The sequence below is a fragment of the Halorubrum tibetense genome (genome assembly GCF_042661865.1).
In the GTDB taxonomy this organism is placed as follows: Archaea; Halobacteriota; Halobacteria; order Halobacteriales; family Haloferacaceae; genus Halorubrum; species Halorubrum tibetense.
Genome location: NZ_JBHSWW010000038.1, coordinates 1 through 15,987, shown reverse-complemented (window position 1 = coordinate 15,987; position 15,987 = coordinate 1). Strand labels below are relative to the sequence as shown.

The 15,987-nt window shown below is 67.4% G+C and carries 18 protein-coding genes, 1 tRNA gene and 1 pseudogene; 10 read left to right on the top strand and 10 right to left on the bottom strand.

Features of this window, described 5'->3' with window-relative positions:
* Positions 1-126: 126 nt before the first annotated feature.
* A complete protein-coding gene (locus ACFQEU_RS04635) occupies positions 127-615 on the bottom strand; it encodes a cupin domain-containing protein (protein WP_379779740.1) in 489 nt (162 codons plus the stop codon).
* A 361-nt stretch (positions 616-976) separates the two neighbouring features.
* Between ACFQEU_RS04635 and ACFQEU_RS04630 the strand changes: the two genes are divergently transcribed.
* Positions 977-2,497: an alpha-isopropylmalate synthase regulatory domain-containing protein gene (locus ACFQEU_RS04630; RefSeq protein WP_379779742.1), complete on the top strand. Its 1,521-nt coding sequence runs from the start codon at positions 977-979 to the stop codon at positions 2,495-2,497.
* A gap of 3 nt (positions 2,498-2,500) precedes the next feature.
* Here the strand turns inward: ACFQEU_RS04630 and ACFQEU_RS04625 are convergent, their stop codons facing one another.
* Positions 2,501-3,679 carry a CBS domain-containing protein gene (locus tag ACFQEU_RS04625; RefSeq protein ID WP_379779738.1) on the bottom strand — a complete coding sequence of 393 codons (1,179 nt, stop codon included), beginning with the start codon at positions 3,677-3,679 and terminating at the stop codon, positions 2,501-2,503.
* Between the two features lie 110 nt (positions 3,680-3,789).
* Between ACFQEU_RS04625 and ACFQEU_RS04620 the strand changes: the two genes are divergently transcribed.
* Complete coding sequence (locus ACFQEU_RS04620) at positions 3,790-4,233, top strand: cupin domain-containing protein (protein ID WP_379779736.1); 444 nt, start codon at positions 3,790-3,792, stop codon at positions 4,231-4,233.
* Between the two features lie 25 nt (positions 4,234-4,258).
* Here the strand turns inward: ACFQEU_RS04620 and ACFQEU_RS04615 are convergent, their stop codons facing one another.
* The 4 genes from ACFQEU_RS04615 to ACFQEU_RS04600 form a co-directional block, all read right to left on the bottom strand.
* Positions 4,259-5,155, bottom strand: a complete 897-nt coding sequence (locus ACFQEU_RS04615; RefSeq protein ID WP_379779734.1) for a hypothetical protein — start codon at positions 5,153-5,155, stop codon at positions 4,259-4,261.
* Between the two features lie 110 nt (positions 5,156-5,265).
* Complete coding sequence (locus tag ACFQEU_RS04610) at positions 5,266-6,111, bottom strand: ABC transporter permease subunit (RefSeq protein WP_379779732.1); 846 nt, start codon at positions 6,109-6,111, stop codon at positions 5,266-5,268.
* On the bottom strand, positions 6,108-7,037 hold the full coding sequence (locus tag ACFQEU_RS04605; protein ID WP_379779730.1) for an ABC transporter ATP-binding protein: 930 nt from the start codon (positions 7,035-7,037) through the stop codon (positions 6,108-6,110). Before ACFQEU_RS04605 ends, ACFQEU_RS04610 begins: the two co-directional genes overlap by 4 nt.
* Complete coding sequence (locus ACFQEU_RS04600; RefSeq protein ID WP_379779728.1) at positions 7,034-7,414, bottom strand: hypothetical protein; 381 nt, start codon at positions 7,412-7,414, stop codon at positions 7,034-7,036. The genes ACFQEU_RS04605 and ACFQEU_RS04600 overlap by 4 nt, the downstream gene beginning before the upstream one ends.
* Before the next feature lie 176 nt (positions 7,415-7,590).
* On the opposite strand from ACFQEU_RS04600, the gene ACFQEU_RS04595 reads away from it, so the two are divergent.
* Together ACFQEU_RS04595 and ACFQEU_RS04590 are read left to right on the top strand one after the other, a co-directional pair.
* Positions 7,591-7,944 carry an ArsR/SmtB family transcription factor gene (locus ACFQEU_RS04595; RefSeq protein ID WP_379779726.1) on the top strand — a complete coding sequence of 118 codons (354 nt, stop codon included), beginning with the start codon at positions 7,591-7,593 and terminating at the stop codon, positions 7,942-7,944.
* Positions 7,941-8,237, top strand: a complete 297-nt coding sequence (locus tag ACFQEU_RS04590) for a DUF7521 family protein (protein WP_379779724.1) — start codon at positions 7,941-7,943, stop codon at positions 8,235-8,237. The genes ACFQEU_RS04595 and ACFQEU_RS04590 overlap by 4 nt, the downstream gene beginning before the upstream one ends.
* A gap of 6 nt (positions 8,238-8,243) precedes the next feature.
* On the opposite strand, the gene ACFQEU_RS04585 is transcribed toward ACFQEU_RS04590, so the two are convergent.
* The 4 genes from ACFQEU_RS04585 to ACFQEU_RS04570 all read right to left on the bottom strand — a co-directional run bounded on the left by ACFQEU_RS04585 (position 8,244) and on the right by ACFQEU_RS04570 (position 11,336).
* Positions 8,244-9,041, bottom strand: a complete 798-nt coding sequence (locus ACFQEU_RS04585; protein WP_379779722.1) for a transcriptional regulator FilR1 domain-containing protein — start codon at positions 9,039-9,041, stop codon at positions 8,244-8,246.
* A 307-nt stretch (positions 9,042-9,348) separates the two neighbouring features.
* Positions 9,349-10,152 carry a M14 family metallopeptidase gene (locus ACFQEU_RS04580; protein ID WP_379779720.1) on the bottom strand — a complete coding sequence of 268 codons (804 nt, stop codon included), beginning with the start codon at positions 10,150-10,152 and terminating at the stop codon, positions 9,349-9,351.
* A gap of 57 nt (positions 10,153-10,209) precedes the next feature.
* Positions 10,210-10,845, bottom strand: coding sequence for a DUF192 domain-containing protein (locus tag ACFQEU_RS04575; protein WP_379779718.1), 636 nt, complete (start codon positions 10,843-10,845; stop codon positions 10,210-10,212).
* Positions 10,842-11,336, bottom strand: coding sequence for a DUF309 domain-containing protein (locus tag ACFQEU_RS04570; protein WP_379779716.1), 495 nt, complete (start codon positions 11,334-11,336; stop codon positions 10,842-10,844). Before ACFQEU_RS04570 ends, ACFQEU_RS04575 begins: the two co-directional genes overlap by 4 nt.
* Positions 11,337-11,458: 122 nt before the next feature.
* Here ACFQEU_RS04570 and ACFQEU_RS04565 point away from each other — a divergent pair.
* The 6 genes and pseudogenes from ACFQEU_RS04565 to ACFQEU_RS18275 form a co-directional block, all read left to right on the top strand.
* A tRNA-Leu gene (locus ACFQEU_RS04565) sits at positions 11,459-11,542 on the top strand.
* A gap of 890 nt (positions 11,543-12,432) precedes the next feature.
* Positions 12,433-12,630 carry a DUF8106 domain-containing protein gene (locus ACFQEU_RS04560; RefSeq protein ID WP_379779714.1) on the top strand — a complete coding sequence of 66 codons (198 nt, stop codon included), beginning with the start codon at positions 12,433-12,435 and terminating at the stop codon, positions 12,628-12,630.
* Between the two features lie 214 nt (positions 12,631-12,844).
* A complete protein-coding gene (locus ACFQEU_RS04555) occupies positions 12,845-14,500 on the top strand; it encodes a CTP synthase (protein WP_379779712.1) in 1,656 nt (551 codons plus the stop codon).
* The gene (gene guaA, locus ACFQEU_RS04550; RefSeq protein ID WP_379779710.1) at positions 14,500-15,417 is read left to right on the top strand and encodes a glutamine-hydrolyzing GMP synthase; all 918 of its coding nucleotides are present in this window, start codon (positions 14,500-14,502) and stop codon (positions 15,415-15,417) included. Before ACFQEU_RS04555 ends, guaA begins: the two co-directional genes overlap by 1 nt.
* Complete coding sequence (locus tag ACFQEU_RS04545) at positions 15,417-15,758, top strand: DUF7126 family protein (protein ID WP_379779708.1); 342 nt, start codon at positions 15,417-15,419, stop codon at positions 15,756-15,758. Before guaA ends, ACFQEU_RS04545 begins: the two co-directional genes overlap by 1 nt.
* A 70-nt stretch (positions 15,759-15,828) precedes the next feature.
* Positions 15,829-15,987, top strand: a pseudogene (locus ACFQEU_RS18275) (DUF7119 family protein); the annotation flags it as partial.

The following is a 15,987-nucleotide window of genomic DNA, read 5'->3' as shown; positions in this document are numbered from 1 at the left end:
GCGATCGACGGGCCGCCCGCCCGTGTCGACGACGCCCGATGTTCGGGGTGTACGTACCGCGAGACGTGTGGCACCGGCCGCCGCTCGCTCCGGTCGCTGCTCGGCTGACGGTCGTGGGCCCGCCCCCTACGGCGAGAACGACGTCCCACACTCGGTACAGGTGAACCGGAACCGCCCCTCGTCGGTGAGCGCGGCTCCGTGGACACGCTCCCCGCCGCAGTCGCGACAGGTCGCGATAGTGCGGATCGCGTCCCAGTCGTGACGTGCCCCGGGGGCCCCGAACGCCCACGCGGTCACGTCGCTCGTGGCGTCCTCACGGACGAACCCCGACTGGAACTCCCCCGGCGCGAACCGGATCAGCTCGCCGGCGGTCACGTCGACGTGCTCGCGCTCGCGGCCGACCTCGAACGTGGCGGTTCCGGAGAGCACGTAAAACACCTCCTCTTGGTCCTCGTGAGTGTGGAGCCCGCCGGCGAACGCGTCGCCCGGCGCGAGCTCGAAGTAGTTCATCGCGACGTGGTCGGTACCGAGCGCCCGCGACACCGGCTTTCGCAGGTCGTGAACGCCCATCGGGTTGGTGACGACGTCGACGTCGTCGATAGCGACTTTCCGCATAGGTGTTTCCTCTCGGGGCGTCGGAATAATCACCGGGGCTGACGGGAGGTGGAGTCGGGAGACGACGAGGAGTACTCCGTCGGACAAAACCTGACACGACCCGGCAGCTTATACGGGTGTGACCCGTCGGCACGGGTACGAATGACACGACACGATCGTGCTCGTTCGGAGGATAGAGGAAGTCGCCTCGCGGCGGCTGGCCGCGAAATCCGCCGAACGTAACGACCGATCAGACAGCCGGGACCGCTCGTCTCACGACGGCGTGGCCCCCACCGACACCGATACGGAGACCCTTTTGAACCCATTCACACACCTCGAGGAGGTACAGCTACTGGACACGACGCTGCGCGACGGCGAGCAGATGCCCGGCGTCTCGCTCACGCCGGCTGACAAGGTCGACATCGCTCGCGAGCTCGACGCCGCGGGGGTCCACGTCATCGAAGCCGGATCGGCGTGCACCTCGGCGGGCGAGCGCGAGGCGATCCGTCGGGTCGCCCGCGAGGGCCTCGACGCGACGGTCACGAGCTTCGCGCGCGGGGTACAAGCCGACGTCGACGCGGCGCTCGACTGCGACGTCGACGGGATCAATCTCGTCGTCCCCGCATCCGACAGACACGTCGAGACGAAGGTCGGATCGAGCCGCGACGCGGTCGTGGAGACGACCGTCGAGCTCGTCGAGTACGCCACGGACCACGGCCTCTGGGTCGAGGTCCTCGGCGAGGACGGCTCGCGGGCGGATCTCGACTATCTCGAACGGCTCATGGGTGCGGGACTCGACGCTGGCGCGGACCGCGTCTGTTACTGTGACACGGTGGGTGCGGCCGGCCCCGAGCGAACCGCCGAGGTCGTCTCGCGGCTCGTCGAGCTCGGGCCGACGAGCCTCCACACGCACGACGACCTCGGCTTCGGGCTGGCGAACGTCCACGCAGGGCTGGAGGCGGGCGCGGACACCGTCCACGGCACGGTAACCGGCGTCGGCGAGCGCGCCGGCAACGTCGCGCTCGAGGAGGTCGCAATCGCCCTGGACCGGTGTTACGACGTCGATACGGTCGCGCTCGACCGCCTCTACCGGCTCTGCCGCCGGGTCGCCGACGTCACGGGGGTGGCGATCCCCCCCAACAAGGCGGTCTGTGGCGCCAACGCCTTCGCGCACGAGTCCGGGATCCACACTGACGGGACGCTGAAGGACGGGGCGATGTACGAACCGTACCCGCCGGAGACGGTCGGTCGCGAGCGGCGGCTCGTGTTGGGGAAACACGCCGGACGCGCGGGCGTCGCCGCCGCGCTCGCCGAACACGAGATCGACGTCACGGAGACGGACCTCCGCGAGGTCGTCTCGCGGGTGAAAGAGCTCGGCGACCGGGGAAAACGCGTCACGGACGCCGATCTGCTCGCGATGGCCGAGGATGTCCAGGGTCGCGAGCGCGACCGCAACGTCGAGCTCGTCGACCTCTCCGCGACTTCGGGTGGGAACCTCCCCACCGCGTCCGTCCGGCTCCGCGTCGGCGACGAGGAGCACGTCGCCTCCGGAACCGGGTCCGGACCGGTCGACGCCGGATTGGAAGCGGTGCGAACGGCGCTCCAGCAAGGGAACGGGGCGGACGGAGCGGACGGCTCCGCTGGGTCGGACGGCTCCCACGTCGACGACGCCGCCTTCGAGCTCGACTCGTATCACGTCGACGCCATCACCGGCGGGACGGACGCCGTCGTCACCGTCGCGGTCGACCTCTCCCGCGGGGACCGCTCCGTCTCCGTGTCCGCCGCCGATGCCGACATCACGCGAGCTAGCGTCGTCGCGATGGTCGACGCTCTCGACCGACTCTCGGCGCTGGAGGCGAACGATGCGGACAAAGACGCCGGCGTCACACGCCCTTCCGAGTAACCGCTACAGTACGCCGCCGTCCTCGCCCATCCGCCGTCCAGCGATCACGCTCGGAGTCCCGCTCGTCTGAATGATGTTGAACGCGGTCATCAGGTCCGACCGCGAGATGAGCCCGACGAGCTCCCCCTCCTCGTTCGTCACCGGGAGTCGCCCGACGTCGTGTTCCTGCATCACGCGCAGCGCGGTCATGGCATCAGTATCGGCGGCCACGGTCGCGACGTCGGTGACCATCACGTCCTCGACCCGGTAGGCGTCGCGTTCCACCTCTCGGATGCCCCGGGCGTCTTCCAGCGTCACCATCCCGACGAGCCCGGCGCGGTCCATCACCGGGTAGCCGGTGTGTCGCTCCTCGAACATCCGACTCATCAGCTCGGCGACCGAGGTGTCCTCGGTCACCGTGTGGAGCGCCTCGCGTCGAGTCATCACGTCGGCGACGGTGACGTCTTCGAATGCGGCCTTCAACGTGGTCTGTTGGGCCTCCCCGGAGGCGGCGATGTAGACGAAGAAGGCGAGGAGGATCAACAGCAGCTGGAAGGTGAACAGCCCGACGAGCCCCATCAGGAACGCGAACACCTTGCCGACCGCGGCGGCCTGCTGGGTCGCCTGCGCGTGCGGCCGGGTCCGCGCCATGAGCGCCCGCAACACCCGTCCCCCGTCCATCGGGAACGCGGGGAGCATGTTGAAGACGGCCAACACCACGTTCAACAGCGCGAGGTAGCCGAAGACGAACAGGACGGCGTTCGATCCCGTGGGCGCGAGGAGGAACACGCCGTAACAGGCGGCACCGACGCCGAGACTGACTATCGGCCCCGCGACCGCGATCCAGAACTCGTGTTTCCAGTCCTCGGGGAACTCCGTGAAGCTGGCGAGGCCGCCGAGCAGCCAGAGCGTGATCGAGTCGATCTCGTAGCCGTACCGCATCGCGACCAGCGAGTGGCCGAACTCGTGGAGGAGCACGCCGCCGAACAGCCCGAGGCCGGCGGCGAGCCCGAGCGCCCACGGCGTGAGCCCGCCGGTGATCGCCGTCGCGTCGATGCCCGCGCCCATCGTCTCGTTCATCACTTCCGCGATCGTCGCCACCTCGGCGCCGATGAGGTACGCGAACAGCGGCAACACGATCAGGAACGTCCAGTTGAGCCTCACCGGGATGCCGACGACGGTCCCGATACGGAGTCCACGCATACCTTTCCGTTCGGCTGGCCCCCGCTTAAACGTCCGGTGGTCAGTAACGGGCGGTCGTCCCGATTGCCCCGCCGTCTGTATATAAGTCGCGTCGGTCACACATGTCGAATATGGACGAGCCGACCGACTCTGCCGAGCGTGAACCGACCGATACCACGGATATCGCCGCCGATACTGCTACCGCCACCGACGCGTCCGCCGTCATCACGCGTGGCACCGATGTCACGTACGAAGCGGTTGCCGCCGCCGAGGGGCTACGAAAAGGGGTACTGATCGACGAGTCGGACGGGGCACCGACGTTCGCGCTTCGACGATTCGAACTCGCCCCGGGCGCCGAGGTCCCTCGTCACACCAACGCGGTCGAACACGAACAGTACGTCCTCTCGGGCGAGTACGTGGTCGGAGTCGGCGACGCGGAACACGTCGTCTCGGCCGGCGACGCCCTTCTCATCCCTGCCGGCGTCGAACACTGGTACCGCAACGAGGGCGACGACGTTGGCGCGTTCCTCTGTGCGGTGCCGAACGGCGACGACACGATCGAACTCGTCGAGTGACGGTTCGCGGACCGTCGAGGGGGGATCAGAACGAGTACGGCGTCGTGCCGCTGATCGTGACGGTTCGACCGGCTATCTCGTAGGACGGCTGACCGAGGAAGTCGGCGAACTGCCCGCTCTCCTCGATGTAGCGATCGATGTCGCGCTCGACGACATCGGCCTCGTCGAGGAACACCAACACCTCGGAGCGGTCGATCTCACGGCCGGTGATCGTCTCCGAGCGACCCGACGCGACCTGGTTCCGGAACTCGCCGAACTCGGGGTCGTTGTTCTCCGTCCGTTCGAACGTCTCACCGGTCACCTGATGGCCCCCCGGCAGGCGGTCGAGGAGGTCACTCATATCCGAGAGCGCGTCGGTGTACCGGGACACCTCGCCGGCTTCCGTATCGAGGAGCGTCGTGACGAGACGTGTCGCGTCCGCGTCCTCCCCGTCGTGGCTCGCCTCGATGACGGTGTCCCCGGAGACCGCGATCGCGCGGCTCCCGAAGTCGTCGCCGTCCTCGTAGATCGTCAGGTCGCCCTCGCTCCGGTCCCGCCCGTATCCGCCGTTTCTCACGTTGGTCTCGATCCAGTCGGCGTCGAACGAGCCGAAGTACAGGTCGAACGAGTAGTTCGCACTCCCCGTGCTCATGCTCGCGCTGACCGTGTTATCGACGTCCGTGACGCTCACCGACCCGAAATCGAGGCTCGGCCTGAACGTCGTCTCCAAGACGAGGTCGTCGACCGCTTCGGCCTGCGCCGCCGGGGATCTGGCCTCGAACGAGTAATGATCGAGATCCGAGTCGATATCGCGCGGATCGGGAAGCCACGTGCCGACATCGCTGATATCGCCGCCGTCGCCGCCGATAAAATCGGTACACCCGGCGAGCCCGGCCGTCGCCGCAGCGGAACTTCCAGCCAACAGGAACTGTCGTCGGTTCATGTATACATTACTGATATGTATTCGGATATATGGGTTTTGATAAGTTACCGAAACGAACACGGTCGGAACGGAGTGTCAGTCGCGAGATCGGAACTCCATCGTCGGGCGGATCAGAACTCCATCGTCGTCACCTGCCAGTAACTCACTGCGAGCGGGATCGACAGCCATCCGATCAGTATCACGAACGCGAACGGTCGCGACGTCAGTAACGAGGCCTCTTCCCCGGCGACGATCCCAGCGACGAACGGGTCGTCGCTCGGTAGCCCGACCGTCGCCGCCGCCTGATACGCGTTCTGTGGACTCAACCGAACAAAGGTAGTGTACCACGCTGGGAGCGGCGGCTCCGGCGAGGCCGTTCCGGTCACGGCGTATCTGGCGAGGAACCCGGCGAGCTCCCAGAGGAACTGGAACACCACGAAAACGCCGAACCCGCCCCAGGCTGCACGGGACGGGGAGGCGGTCGCCGCCGATATCGACGTGGTGAACGCGAGATACACACCCCCCAACAGGAGGGTCGCGGCGACGAACGTGAGGTACGGCCCCACGGCGAACGACGTAACCGTCAGATACAGCGTCGCCGCGCCGACGGTGAACCCGACGAGGATGGCGGCGGTGACGACGCCGAAGCGTCCGAGAAACTTTCCCACCAACACGTCCCGACGGGTGTGTGGCAGCCCGAGTAGACAGTAGATGCCGCCGTCGGCCACTTCGCCGGCGATAGCGCGGTATCCGACCAGTACACTGATCACCGGCACGACAAGCGCCGCGGGCGAGAGCAGCCCGAACAGGATACCGAACGTCGCGGGATCCACGTCGGCGTCTATGAGGGTCGGGACGTTCGTTGCGACCACGATACCACCACAGATGAACGTGGCGAACAGCACGACGAGTCCCTGAAGCGTCCGTGACCGGATCGCGTCGACGAACTCCTTTCGTGCGATGACGAGGGCGCTCATTCGACCACCTCGGTACCGGTCGTTCGATCGAGGAACGCCTCCTCGAGCGACGAGGTCTCCGTCGTGATCCCCTCTATCGGCACGGGACTCTCTCCTATCGCGTCGATCACCGTCGATATCCTGTCCCGGCTGCACGATACGCTGACCGAGCGACCGTCGACGTCGACGGTTTCCACCCCGTCGAGACGGCATAAGCGGTCCACGAGCGGTGTCGGCGCGTCCCCGGTCCGGATGTCGACGACGGCCCGTGCACTGGCGGAGTCGCGGAGCGTCTCGACCGTTTCGTCGGCGACGAGCCGCCCGTCACGGAGGATCCCGACGCGGTCACACACCGCCTCCACCTGTGTGAGGTCGTGACTCGAAAAGAACACGGTTGCGCCGTCCTCGACCGCTGCTCCGATGACCTCCCTGAGGCGGGCCGTCCCGGCGGGATCGAGCCCCGTTGCGGGCTCGTCGAGGACGAGCAGCTCCGGTTCGCCGACGAGCGCCATCGCGAGCAACAGGCGCTGGCGCATCCCCTTCGAGTAGGAGGCGACCCTGCGATCCGCGTCCCCTCGGAGCCCGACGCGGTCGAGCAGCGTTGATGACTCCGCCTCGACACCCTTCGAGGCGGCGGCGAACTCGACGTGTTCACGCCCGGTGAGACGGTCGTAGCCGTCGAACCCCTCGGGAAGCACACCGACGCGTCGGCGGACTTGCCGCGGCGTCGCCATCACGTCGTGACCGAACACCTCGACGCGTCCACGATCCGGCCGGACGAACCCCAACGCGAGGTGGATCGCGGTCGTCTTACCCGCGCCGTTCGGCCCGAGGAAGCCGAACGTTTCGCCCGGATCGACGACGAGCGAGAGCTCCTCCACCGCGACCGTCTCGCCGTATCGCTTGTCTACGCCACGAAACGCGAGCGCCGGTTCGGCCACGGTCACACCCCCACGTGACGGCGACGTTTCACGAGGTAGTACGTCGCGTACCCCGGGATCACGAACGGGACGAATAGTCCCACGACGGCGATCAGCGTGTGGAGCGACCGGTCGGGGCTCCAGTCGCCGGTAACGTCCCGCACCGAGCCGAGGTCACGATACACCGCATACGGCAACACCACCACCGCGACCAGGTTCGGAACGATCGCGAGGGCTACGGCCGTCCCAACGACCGGATCGTCGAGCGCAGCCGTTCCGAAAGCGGTCGTCCCGGACAGGACCGTGGCCGCGACCGCCGTTCCCGCGACCGCGAGGAGGGCGAACGTGACCGGCACGGCGGCGATGGCGTACACCCAGCGGGTGCGCGTTCCTGATCCCGTCATCGTCGACCGGCCGGTCGAACCGGATCGTGGTCGAGCGAGGTGACGAACGGGGCCGCTTCGTGTGGCGTGGTGGGGTTCATACCTCAATCCACCGTACAATGATTTAAATGTCTCTAGTCGTAACTCCAACTGTTGGAATCGTGGATCCGAATTAAATAACCGCGTGCCCCGCATCGATGCAGGGAGATGACGCCGACGTGCACGTGATAACCAGCGTGCTCAGCGACGAGCGCGCACGCCGGATCCTCGCCGAAACCCACGCGGAGGCCCGATCCGCGACGGAGCTGAGCGACTGTTGCGGTGTCTCGGAACAGACCGTATATCGGCGTCTCGACACGCTCTCCGAGTGTGGGCTCGTCACCGAACGGGTCGAGATGGAGCCGGACGGTCACCACTACCACGTGTATCGGTCGACGTTCGACCGCGTCCTGATCGAGTTCTCCGACGGCGAGTTCGAGGCGACCGTCGCCCGACGGGGGCGGATGGCTGACCGGTTCACCGAGTTCGTCAACGAGGTGCGTGAGGAGTGATCGACGCTGCGCTCGGTGGCGGTCTCCTCGCGTTCGGGCTGACAGCCACCTCGACCGTACTCGGCGTCGCGATCGGGATCCTCGGGCTCATCGCCTATCGTCGGTCCGGTGAACGGCCGATGCTGTACGTCGGAACCGGGTTCGTGCTGGTGTTTTGGACCCCGCTTTTGAGCCTCGTTGGAACCGCCGTCCTGCCCGCTAGATCGATGATGGCGGCCGGATACGCGCTCCAGGGCGTCCAAATCGTTGGATTGTGCTGTATCCTGTACGGACTGTGGACCCCTCGTAGCTGAGACCGGTTACCGGTCGTCGTTCATCGAGCCGGTTGACGTGGCCGAAGCGTCGATGCGATCCGCCTCACACTTCACCGACTGAAACTCGTTGAGGGCGGCGCGAACCGCGTCCTCGTGCTCGTTGCGTAACACCCCGGAGACACCGGTCGACGTGTGGACGATGACGCCCATCTCGGTCTCGTCGGCGATCCAGAGGGTGTACGTCGTCGAGACCGGACCACGATACAGGTCGAGGTCCGGGTCCGTGAGCACCGGCGCTCGATCGAACGCGTCGAGACAGTCGAGTTCGCCCCACACTGCGGGCGACACGACGACCGAAACGTCGTACGTCTCGCCGTCCGTCGCGTGTTCGTGGAACCGATCGATCGCCCCCGCCAGAGCCCGTGGCACGACCGCTCGGATCCGTTCCGCACGACGAAGCGACTCGAACACGGGGGTGAGCGGCCGGTCGGGTACCGCCGGCGTCCCGGTCCAAGCGTCAGCTCCCGACACGTACGCGGGCGGCATCTCCGAGTCTCGCGGCAGCGACTCCAACACCGGTGCGGCGCTCGCGGCGTCGGCCACCTCCGATCGATACGCCCGGAACCGACGGTCGAGGAACCGACCCAGGAACGTCGCATGCCACTCACCGTTGCGATACGTCGCGACACCGCCGTTCTCGAGCGACCGGAGCGCTCGCTCTACGGTGGACCGCGAGCACCCGAGAGCGTCGACGAGCTCGCGACGGGGCTCGACCCGGACGTGCTCGGGGACCGTCTGCGTCCCGCGACCAACCACGTCGCGGTGTCCGGGCTCGCCGGTCACGAGGGATTCGCCGAACCGCCGGCGAACTCCCGTCCCGACGACGTCACTGGGAGCAGTTGTGACTGGGACTGTGGATGCGGGATCGGCTGGTGTTGTGGCTGCGGGGTCGGCTGTGGGGTCTGTGCGCCGCTCCCCTGCTCGCCGTGTGCGTGCTGTTACCTCGACTGTGCGTGTGGCTACGCCTGTTGCATCTGATCCCGCTCACCGGTATCGCCTCGCACGGACGAACAGCTCCGAACCGAGGACACCCGGTGGATAAGAGTGGGCGTGTCGGACTCGGTTCGACCTCGTGTCCCGTTATCGGGACTCACTCGACCGTGCCGACCCGCTCGGCGGCGTACCCGAACTGGTCGCGGTAGCCGTACGCCGACAGCAACACCGGGTAGAACGGCTCGTCGGCGTGCAGCGGCTCGCCGTCCGCGGTCGCGAACCGGCTATCGACGTCGACGCGCTCGAAGTTGTGCGCGAACACCTCGTACTTCGTCGCCGGGGGTTTCGGGATCCGCTCGCGAAGCCGAAACACGGGGACCTCCCGCCGGCCGCCGGCGTCGAGGGCGTCGTCCGAGGTCGGTGCCGACAGCGCCCCCGTCGCCGCGAGGAACGCCCGCGACAGCCAGTAGGCGTTGTCGGCCGCCGACTCGGTGCCTTGGAGCCCGGCTTCGACTTCGAGCGTGTGGGGGTGTTCGATCAGTCGTCCCTCGGTGAACCCGTCGGTCTGGACGACCGCATCGACGGGGAGGTGCGGGGCGACGCCGCGCGCGACCTCGTCCATCGAGTGGATCACGACGAACGGCGCGGCGTACGACTGCGTGGAGTGGATCGCGAGGGTGGTGCAGCCGACGAGCTCGGACCGGAGTCGGTGTGCGAGCCGTTCCTCCCGCGTGTCGGCGTCGGGGTCGCCGGGAAACGCTCGGTTGAGGTCGACGTCGAGGTAGCGCTCCCCGGCGTCCAGCGCCGCCTCGTTCGCGACGATCAGTTTGATCGGGCGTTCGACCGACGGCGACTCGGCGACGAGCCGCTCGACGGCTCGGGCACCGCAGGGCTCGTCGCCGTGGATCGCCCCCACGACGGCGATCTTCGGCGTCCCGTCGCCCAGCTCGTACACGTCCATGGGCCACCCAGACGACCGGCGGGTAAGTGGCGTTCGGATCCGGCCGTCTCTGGGAGGTCACGTGGCGTCCGCCGGCTCTCGGGGGCCGAACCGCAGGACGTCCCCGACCGCCACGTCGCGGTCGGCGGTCCATCGGTACGCGACCTCTAGGACGTACTGCCCCCGGCCGGGATACCGGTGTGACTCCCCGTCCTCACCTGGCTCCGGCGCGGGCGCGTGGTGGATCGCCGTGACGACGCCGTCGGCGTCCGCGTAAACGATGTCGATCCCGAACTCCATTTCGCGCATCACGAACACGCGATCGGCGACCGACTCGTAGACGAACAGCATCCCGCGGTCCGCCGGCAGCGACGCGGTGTCGCTCAACCCGGTGTACCGCAGCTCCGGCGTGTCGGCGATCGCCGCCGTCACCGACCCTCGCGGCTCGCTGTCGGCCGTCTCCACGGTCACTTCCCGGGTGTCGTACCCCGAATGGATCGGGTCGCCCCCGGATCCGGTCCCGTCCGGTCGTCCCTCCTGCTCATCCCGTCCACCCTGCTCGCCCACTTCACGCCGCCCGTTTTCCGCCTGATCGAGGCATCCGGTAGTTGCCAGGCCGGCAGCGACACTCCCAACGCCGACCGCGCGGAGCCATCCCCGCCGCGTCGAGGAGCCGATCCCTTCGGCGGTCGGTTCGGGTCCGTCGTCGCTCATTCGAGTCGTTCGGCGTACGCGTAGTGTTCGGCCCGCGCGTTCGGGCGGTCGCCGTCGAGCGTGATCCGCCAGCCGTCCAGCGCGCTCGGGTCGTCGAGGGCGTCGGCGAGCGTGGTCCGCACGTCGCCGACGTCGACCCCGTAGAAGTCCTCGGGAACGCCGTGGAGGTACTGGAGCGCGGTCTCGAACAGCGATCGCATCCCGTCGTCGTTCTCGAAGTCGACGTGTTTGTACGCCCCTGCGGCGACCTGGACCATCCCGTGGAGGAAGGCGCTCTCCGTCGTCCCGCGCCCGTAGTTGTACCACTCGTCCTCGAAACAGTCGTGTGACTCGTGGTACGCGCCGTCGTTGAACAGTCGGACGCCGTTCACGACCGCCCGCCGGAGCGTGCCGTGTTCCCACCCGTTGGACTCGCCGCGCTCCCGCCGCCACCCGGCGGGCTGGCCGGCAAGCGGGGGTGCGACGTCCGGGTCACGGGTGTGATCGTCCATACCGAACGGTCCGTCCCCACCGACCTAATCGTTTCGTGGTTTCGAGGCGTGTTCCCGACCCGAACTGGGTCCGCGCGGAACCGACGGGATAAAGACGGGCGACACCGAACGACCGGTCGCGTGCGAGGGTAGCCAAGCCCGGAAACGGCGGCGGACTCAAGATCCGCTCCTGTAGAGGTCCGTGGGTTCAAATCCCTCCCCTCGCATGAGCGCGTCCACAGCGCGTACATGCGGAAGACGCTCTCGGAGCGCTCTTCCCTCGCAAAACTTCTCACAACACCATCTACGTTAGCCGAGGCCGGAAACGGCGGCGGACTTGAGACCCGTTCCTGTAGAGTCTCCGCGAGCGACGCGAGCGGAGGCAGGGAAGTCGCAGCCCCGAACCCGTCCGTCGGGCGGTGCGGAGAGACGCAACCGAAGCCCGGAACGCCTTCCCGTGGTCAGTGAGTTCAAATCCCTCCCCTCGCATGAGCGCGTCTACAGCACGTGAGTGCAGGGGGATTTGAATCAGGGAGCGCCTTCGGCGCGACCGTGGTTCAAATCCCTCCCCTCGCATGAGCGCGTCTACAGCGCGTACATGCGGAAGACGCTCTCGGAGCGCTCTTCCCTCGCAAAACTTCTCACACGGAACGACCGGGAGCGGCGGTGACGGCCTCCCGGAAGCGCTCCACGCCTCGCGGAACTCGCCGTGACGCGTGGCGTTCGTGTACTTATAAGGGTGCGAACGAATGCGTGAGATCGCCGACGGTGACCGCCGCTCTTTTATAAATGACCCTGAACCGCCCCTCGGTTCCCACATGTACCGAGCCATGCCTCAGGCCGCTACCTACCGCGATCGACTTATAAATAAGACCGGGGAGAACCGCCGAGAACAGCAGTCCGATCTCGGGGGTCAGGGTGGCCGCCGCCGTCGCGGGGCGTCCGGCCGGTGGGAGCGGGGCGGTCGGCGGATGATAGTATATAAACCCTCACGCCAGATCCTTGGTTCGGTTGGGAGTGCCGATCCCGGTTGAGCGGGCGTGAGAACGCCGATCCTTCCCGATCGTTCGTCGCCAACAACGTTATTCGGCGCGGCCACCTAACTGGGATACTTACCATGCCCCCCACCCGATCCGCCCGGCCTGCGCCGCGGTCCCGGTCGAAGACGACGCTGTTCTGCCCCGAGTGCGGCCACGAGAGCGACGCCGACGGCGACTGGCTCGTCGAAGAAGAGCCGAACGGTGAGACGCACGTTTGTCCGGTCTGTGGCGCCACGATCGAGGTCCGGACGCGACTCGACCCGCTGGCCGCCTAGGCACGTCCGGCGCTCGATCCTTCGCGTTCACGGTCGCTCCCCGTTTTCGTCCCCGATCGCATCCCGTCTCTGCCCCGATCGCATCCCGTCTCCGCCCCGATCGCTCCCTGTCCCCGATCGATCGTCCGTCCACGTTCACGGTCGATCGTCGAGTATTCTCCCGCCGTCCCGACCGCTCCGAAACGGTTTTGCCGACCCCTGACGGACGGTCGATATGCCAACGGATCCCGACACTGGGTACGACCCATCGCTGGGTCGGAAGTTCGTGTTCGTGACGGGCGGGGTCATGTCCGGGCTGGGAAAGGGGATCACCGCCGCCAGCACCGGCCGACTCCTCTCGAACGCGGGCTTCGACGTGACCGCGGTGAAAGTCGACCCGTACCTCAACGTCGACGCCGGGACGATGAACCCGTACGAGCACGGCGAGGTGTACGTCCTCAAGGACGGCGGCGAGGTCGACCTCGACTTGGGTAACTACGAGCGCTTCCTCGGCACCGACATGACGTTCGATCACAACGTCACCACGGGGAAGACGTACCAGCACGTCATCGAGCGCGAGCGCGCCGGCGACTACCTCGGAAAGACCGTCCAGATCATCCCGCACGTCACCGACGACATCAAACGGCGCATCCGAGAGGCAGCCGAGGGCTCCGACGTCTGTCTGATCGAGATCGGCGGGACGGTCGGCGACATCGAGTCGATGCCGTTCCTCGAAGCCCTCCGCCAGTTCGCCCACGAGGAGGAGCCGGAGGACATCCTCTTTACGCACGTCACGCTCGTCCCCTACTCGAAGAACGGTGAGCAGAAGACGAAGCCGACCCAACACTCCGTCAAGGAGCTGCGCTCTATCGGTCTCCAGCCGGACGTGCTCGTCGGGCGCTGTGAGGACCGGCTTGACCCCGAGACGAAAGAGAAGATCGCCTTGTTCTGTGACGTGCCGACGGACGCCGTCTTCTCGAACCCCGACGTGGAGGACATCTACCACGTTCCACTGATGGTCGAAGACGAGGGGTTAGACGAGTACGTGATGGAACGGCTCGGACTCGTCGACGAGGCGCTGCCGAAAGCGGAGCGTTCCACCGAGTGGCGCGAGCTCGTCACCCGCGACCGCGACCGCGAGATCGACGTGGCGCTCGTCGGCAAGTACGCCTTAGAGGACGCGTACATGTCCATCCACGAGGCGCTGAAACACGCGGGGATCCACACCGAGACCGAAGTGAACGTCCGCTGGGTCGACGCCGACGAGACCACGGAGCGTCACGAACAGCGGCTCGCCTCGGCGGACGCCGTCGTCGTCCCCGGCGGCTTCGGCTCCCGGGGGACGGAGGGGAAGATCGAGGCGATCCGCTACGCCCGCGAGCACGACGTCCCCTTCCTCGGGCTCTGTTTGGGCTTCCAGATGGCGGTCGTCGAACACGCCCGCAACGTGCTCGGCCTCTCCGACGCCCATTCGGCCGAAATCGATCCGGACACGCCCCATCCCGTCATCGACCTCCTCCCGGACCAGTACGAGACGGAGGACATGGGCGGGACGATGCGGCTCGGCGCTCACGAGACGGACATCGACCCGGACACGCTGGCGGCCGCGGTGTACGACGCCGACTCCTGTACCGAGCGTCACCGCCACCGCTACGAGGTGAACCCCGAGTACATCGACCGGTTGGAGGCCGACGGCCTCCGCTTCTCCGGCCGAGCCGACAATCGGATGGAGATCCTCGAACGCGCGGACCACCCGTTCTTCCTCGGGACGCAGGCGCATCCGGAGTTCCGGTCACGACCGGACCGGGCGAGCCCGCCGTTCGTCTCGCTCGTGGAGGCGGCGCTGGAATCGACGGACACAACCGAACGGAACGCGGACGTGAGGCTATAATGGTCGAGACGGACGCGTTCATCGACGAGGCGATAACCGAGATCCGCGAGGCGATCGGCGATTCGAACGCCGTTATCGCCCTCTCCGGCGGCGTCGACTCCTCGGTCGCGGCGACGCTCGCGTACGAGGCGGTCGGCGACCAGCTCACGCCCGTCTACGTCGACACGGGCCTGATGCGGAAAGGCGAGACCGAGGAGATCCGCGAGACGTTCTCGTTTATGGAGTCGCTCCGGGTCATCGAGGCGCAAGAGCGCTTCTTCGACCGGCTTGCCGGCGTCACCGACCCCGAGGAGAAGCGTCACGTCATCGGCGAGGGGTTCATCGACGAGTTCGAGGACGTTGCCCGCGACGTCGGCGCCGACTACCTCGTTCAAGGGACGATCTATCCCGACCGGATCGAGTCCGAGGGGAACATCAAGTCCCACCACAACGTGGGCGGTCTCCCCGAGGTCGTCGACTTCGACGGGATCGTCGAGCCGGTGCGTGACCTCTACAAGGACGAGGTCCGCGAGGTCGCCCGCGAGCTCGGCTTGGAGGAGATAATCTCCGAGCGGATGCCGTTCCCCGGCCCCGGGCTCGCCGTCCGGATCGTCGGTGAGGTGACCCCCGAAACGGCGGCCGTCGCCCGTGAGGCGACCCATGTCGTCGAGGAGGAGCTAGCGGAGTACGACCCGTGGCAGGCGTTCGCCGCCGTCCTCGGCAAGGCGACTGGCGTCAAAGGTGACAACCGCGTCCACGGCTGGGTCGTCGCGGTCCGGTCGGTCGAGAGCCGCGACGGGATGACCGCCCGCGCACAGGAGATCGACTGGAGCACCCTCCAGCGGATCCAGAGCCGGATAACGGGCGAAAACGAGAACGTCGCCCGCGTGGTCTACGACGTGACCCACAAACCGCCCGCGACGATCGAGTACGAGTGATGACGGGCGACTCCGTCACCGTCGTCGTCGCCGGCCCCGACGAACACGGCGTCGGCGAGGAGCTGACCGCGCTCGGCGCGACGGTCTCGCGGATCGAGGACGTCGTCTCCGCCGCAGCGCTGACCGACGCTGGGATCGCCGACGCCGACTACCTCGTCTTGACCGACGTCGAGGAGGCAACCGGGATCCCGGTCGCCAAGGAGCTGAACCCCGACGTGACCGTCGTGACGTACGCGGAGCGGTCGCTTCCGGAGTTCGTCGCTGCCGTCGCCGACCACGCGGTCGATCCGGCGCTGTTGAGCGCCGCCGTCGTCGCCGAGGAGCTCGCTGGCGACGACTGACCGTCACGGTCGGGGGCGCGATTCCTGCCCCCGTGCCCGCCGCTTATGTGTCCGGCCCCGAAGTGAGTGTATGGACGAGGAGTCACGCGCGGACAGACGGTCCCCGGTGGGTGAGCCCGTCGTCCGGTCCGACCCGGCGGTCACGGGTGACCGGGCGTCGGAGGCGGTCGGCTTCGACCCCAACGACCCCGACAGCGTCGCCGAGGCCGCGGAGACGGTTCGCCGGTTC

Excerpts from the sequence above, each read along its gene's own strand:
- ACFQEU_RS04610 (WP_379779732.1), bottom strand. The coding sequence starts at position 6,111 with ATGAGCGCCCTCGTCATCGCACGAAAGGAGTTCGTCGACGCGATCCGG.
- ACFQEU_RS04545 (WP_379779708.1), top strand. The coding sequence starts at position 15,417 with ATGACGGGCGACTCCGTCACCGTCGTCGTCGCCGGCCCCGACGAACAC.
- ACFQEU_RS04635 (WP_379779740.1), bottom strand. The coding sequence starts at position 615 with ATGCGGAAAGTCGCTATCGACGACGTCGACGTCGTCACCAACCCGATG.
- ACFQEU_RS04575 (WP_379779718.1), bottom strand. The coding sequence starts at position 10,845 with ATGAGCGACGACGGACCCGAACCGACCGCCGAAGGGATCGGCTCCTCG.
- ACFQEU_RS04560 (WP_379779714.1), top strand. The coding sequence starts at position 12,433 with ATGCCCCCCACCCGATCCGCCCGGCCTGCGCCGCGGTCCCGGTCGAAG.
- ACFQEU_RS04630 (WP_379779742.1), top strand. The coding sequence starts at position 977 with ATGCCCGGCGTCTCGCTCACGCCGGCTGACAAGGTCGACATCGCTCGC.
- ACFQEU_RS04615 (WP_379779734.1), bottom strand. The coding sequence starts at position 5,155 with ATGAACCGACGACAGTTCCTGTTGGCTGGAAGTTCCGCTGCGGCGACG.
- ACFQEU_RS04555 (WP_379779712.1), top strand. The coding sequence starts at position 12,845 with ATGCCAACGGATCCCGACACTGGGTACGACCCATCGCTGGGTCGGAAG.
- ACFQEU_RS04600 (WP_379779728.1), bottom strand. The coding sequence starts at position 7,414 with ATGACGGGATCAGGAACGCGCACCCGCTGGGTGTACGCCATCGCCGCC.
- guaA (WP_379779710.1), top strand. The coding sequence starts at position 14,500 with ATGGTCGAGACGGACGCGTTCATCGACGAGGCGATAACCGAGATCCGC.
- ACFQEU_RS04580 (WP_379779720.1), bottom strand. The coding sequence starts at position 10,152 with ATGGACGTGTACGAGCTGGGCGACGGGACGCCGAAGATCGCCGTCGTG.
- ACFQEU_RS04620 (WP_379779736.1), top strand. The coding sequence starts at position 3,790 with ATGGACGAGCCGACCGACTCTGCCGAGCGTGAACCGACCGATACCACG.
- ACFQEU_RS04625 (WP_379779738.1), bottom strand. The coding sequence starts at position 3,679 with ATGCGTGGACTCCGTATCGGGACCGTCGTCGGCATCCCGGTGAGGCTC.
- ACFQEU_RS04570 (WP_379779716.1), bottom strand. The coding sequence starts at position 11,336 with ATGGACGATCACACCCGTGACCCGGACGTCGCACCCCCGCTTGCCGGC.
- ACFQEU_RS04595 (WP_379779726.1), top strand. The coding sequence starts at position 7,591 with ATGCAGGGAGATGACGCCGACGTGCACGTGATAACCAGCGTGCTCAGC.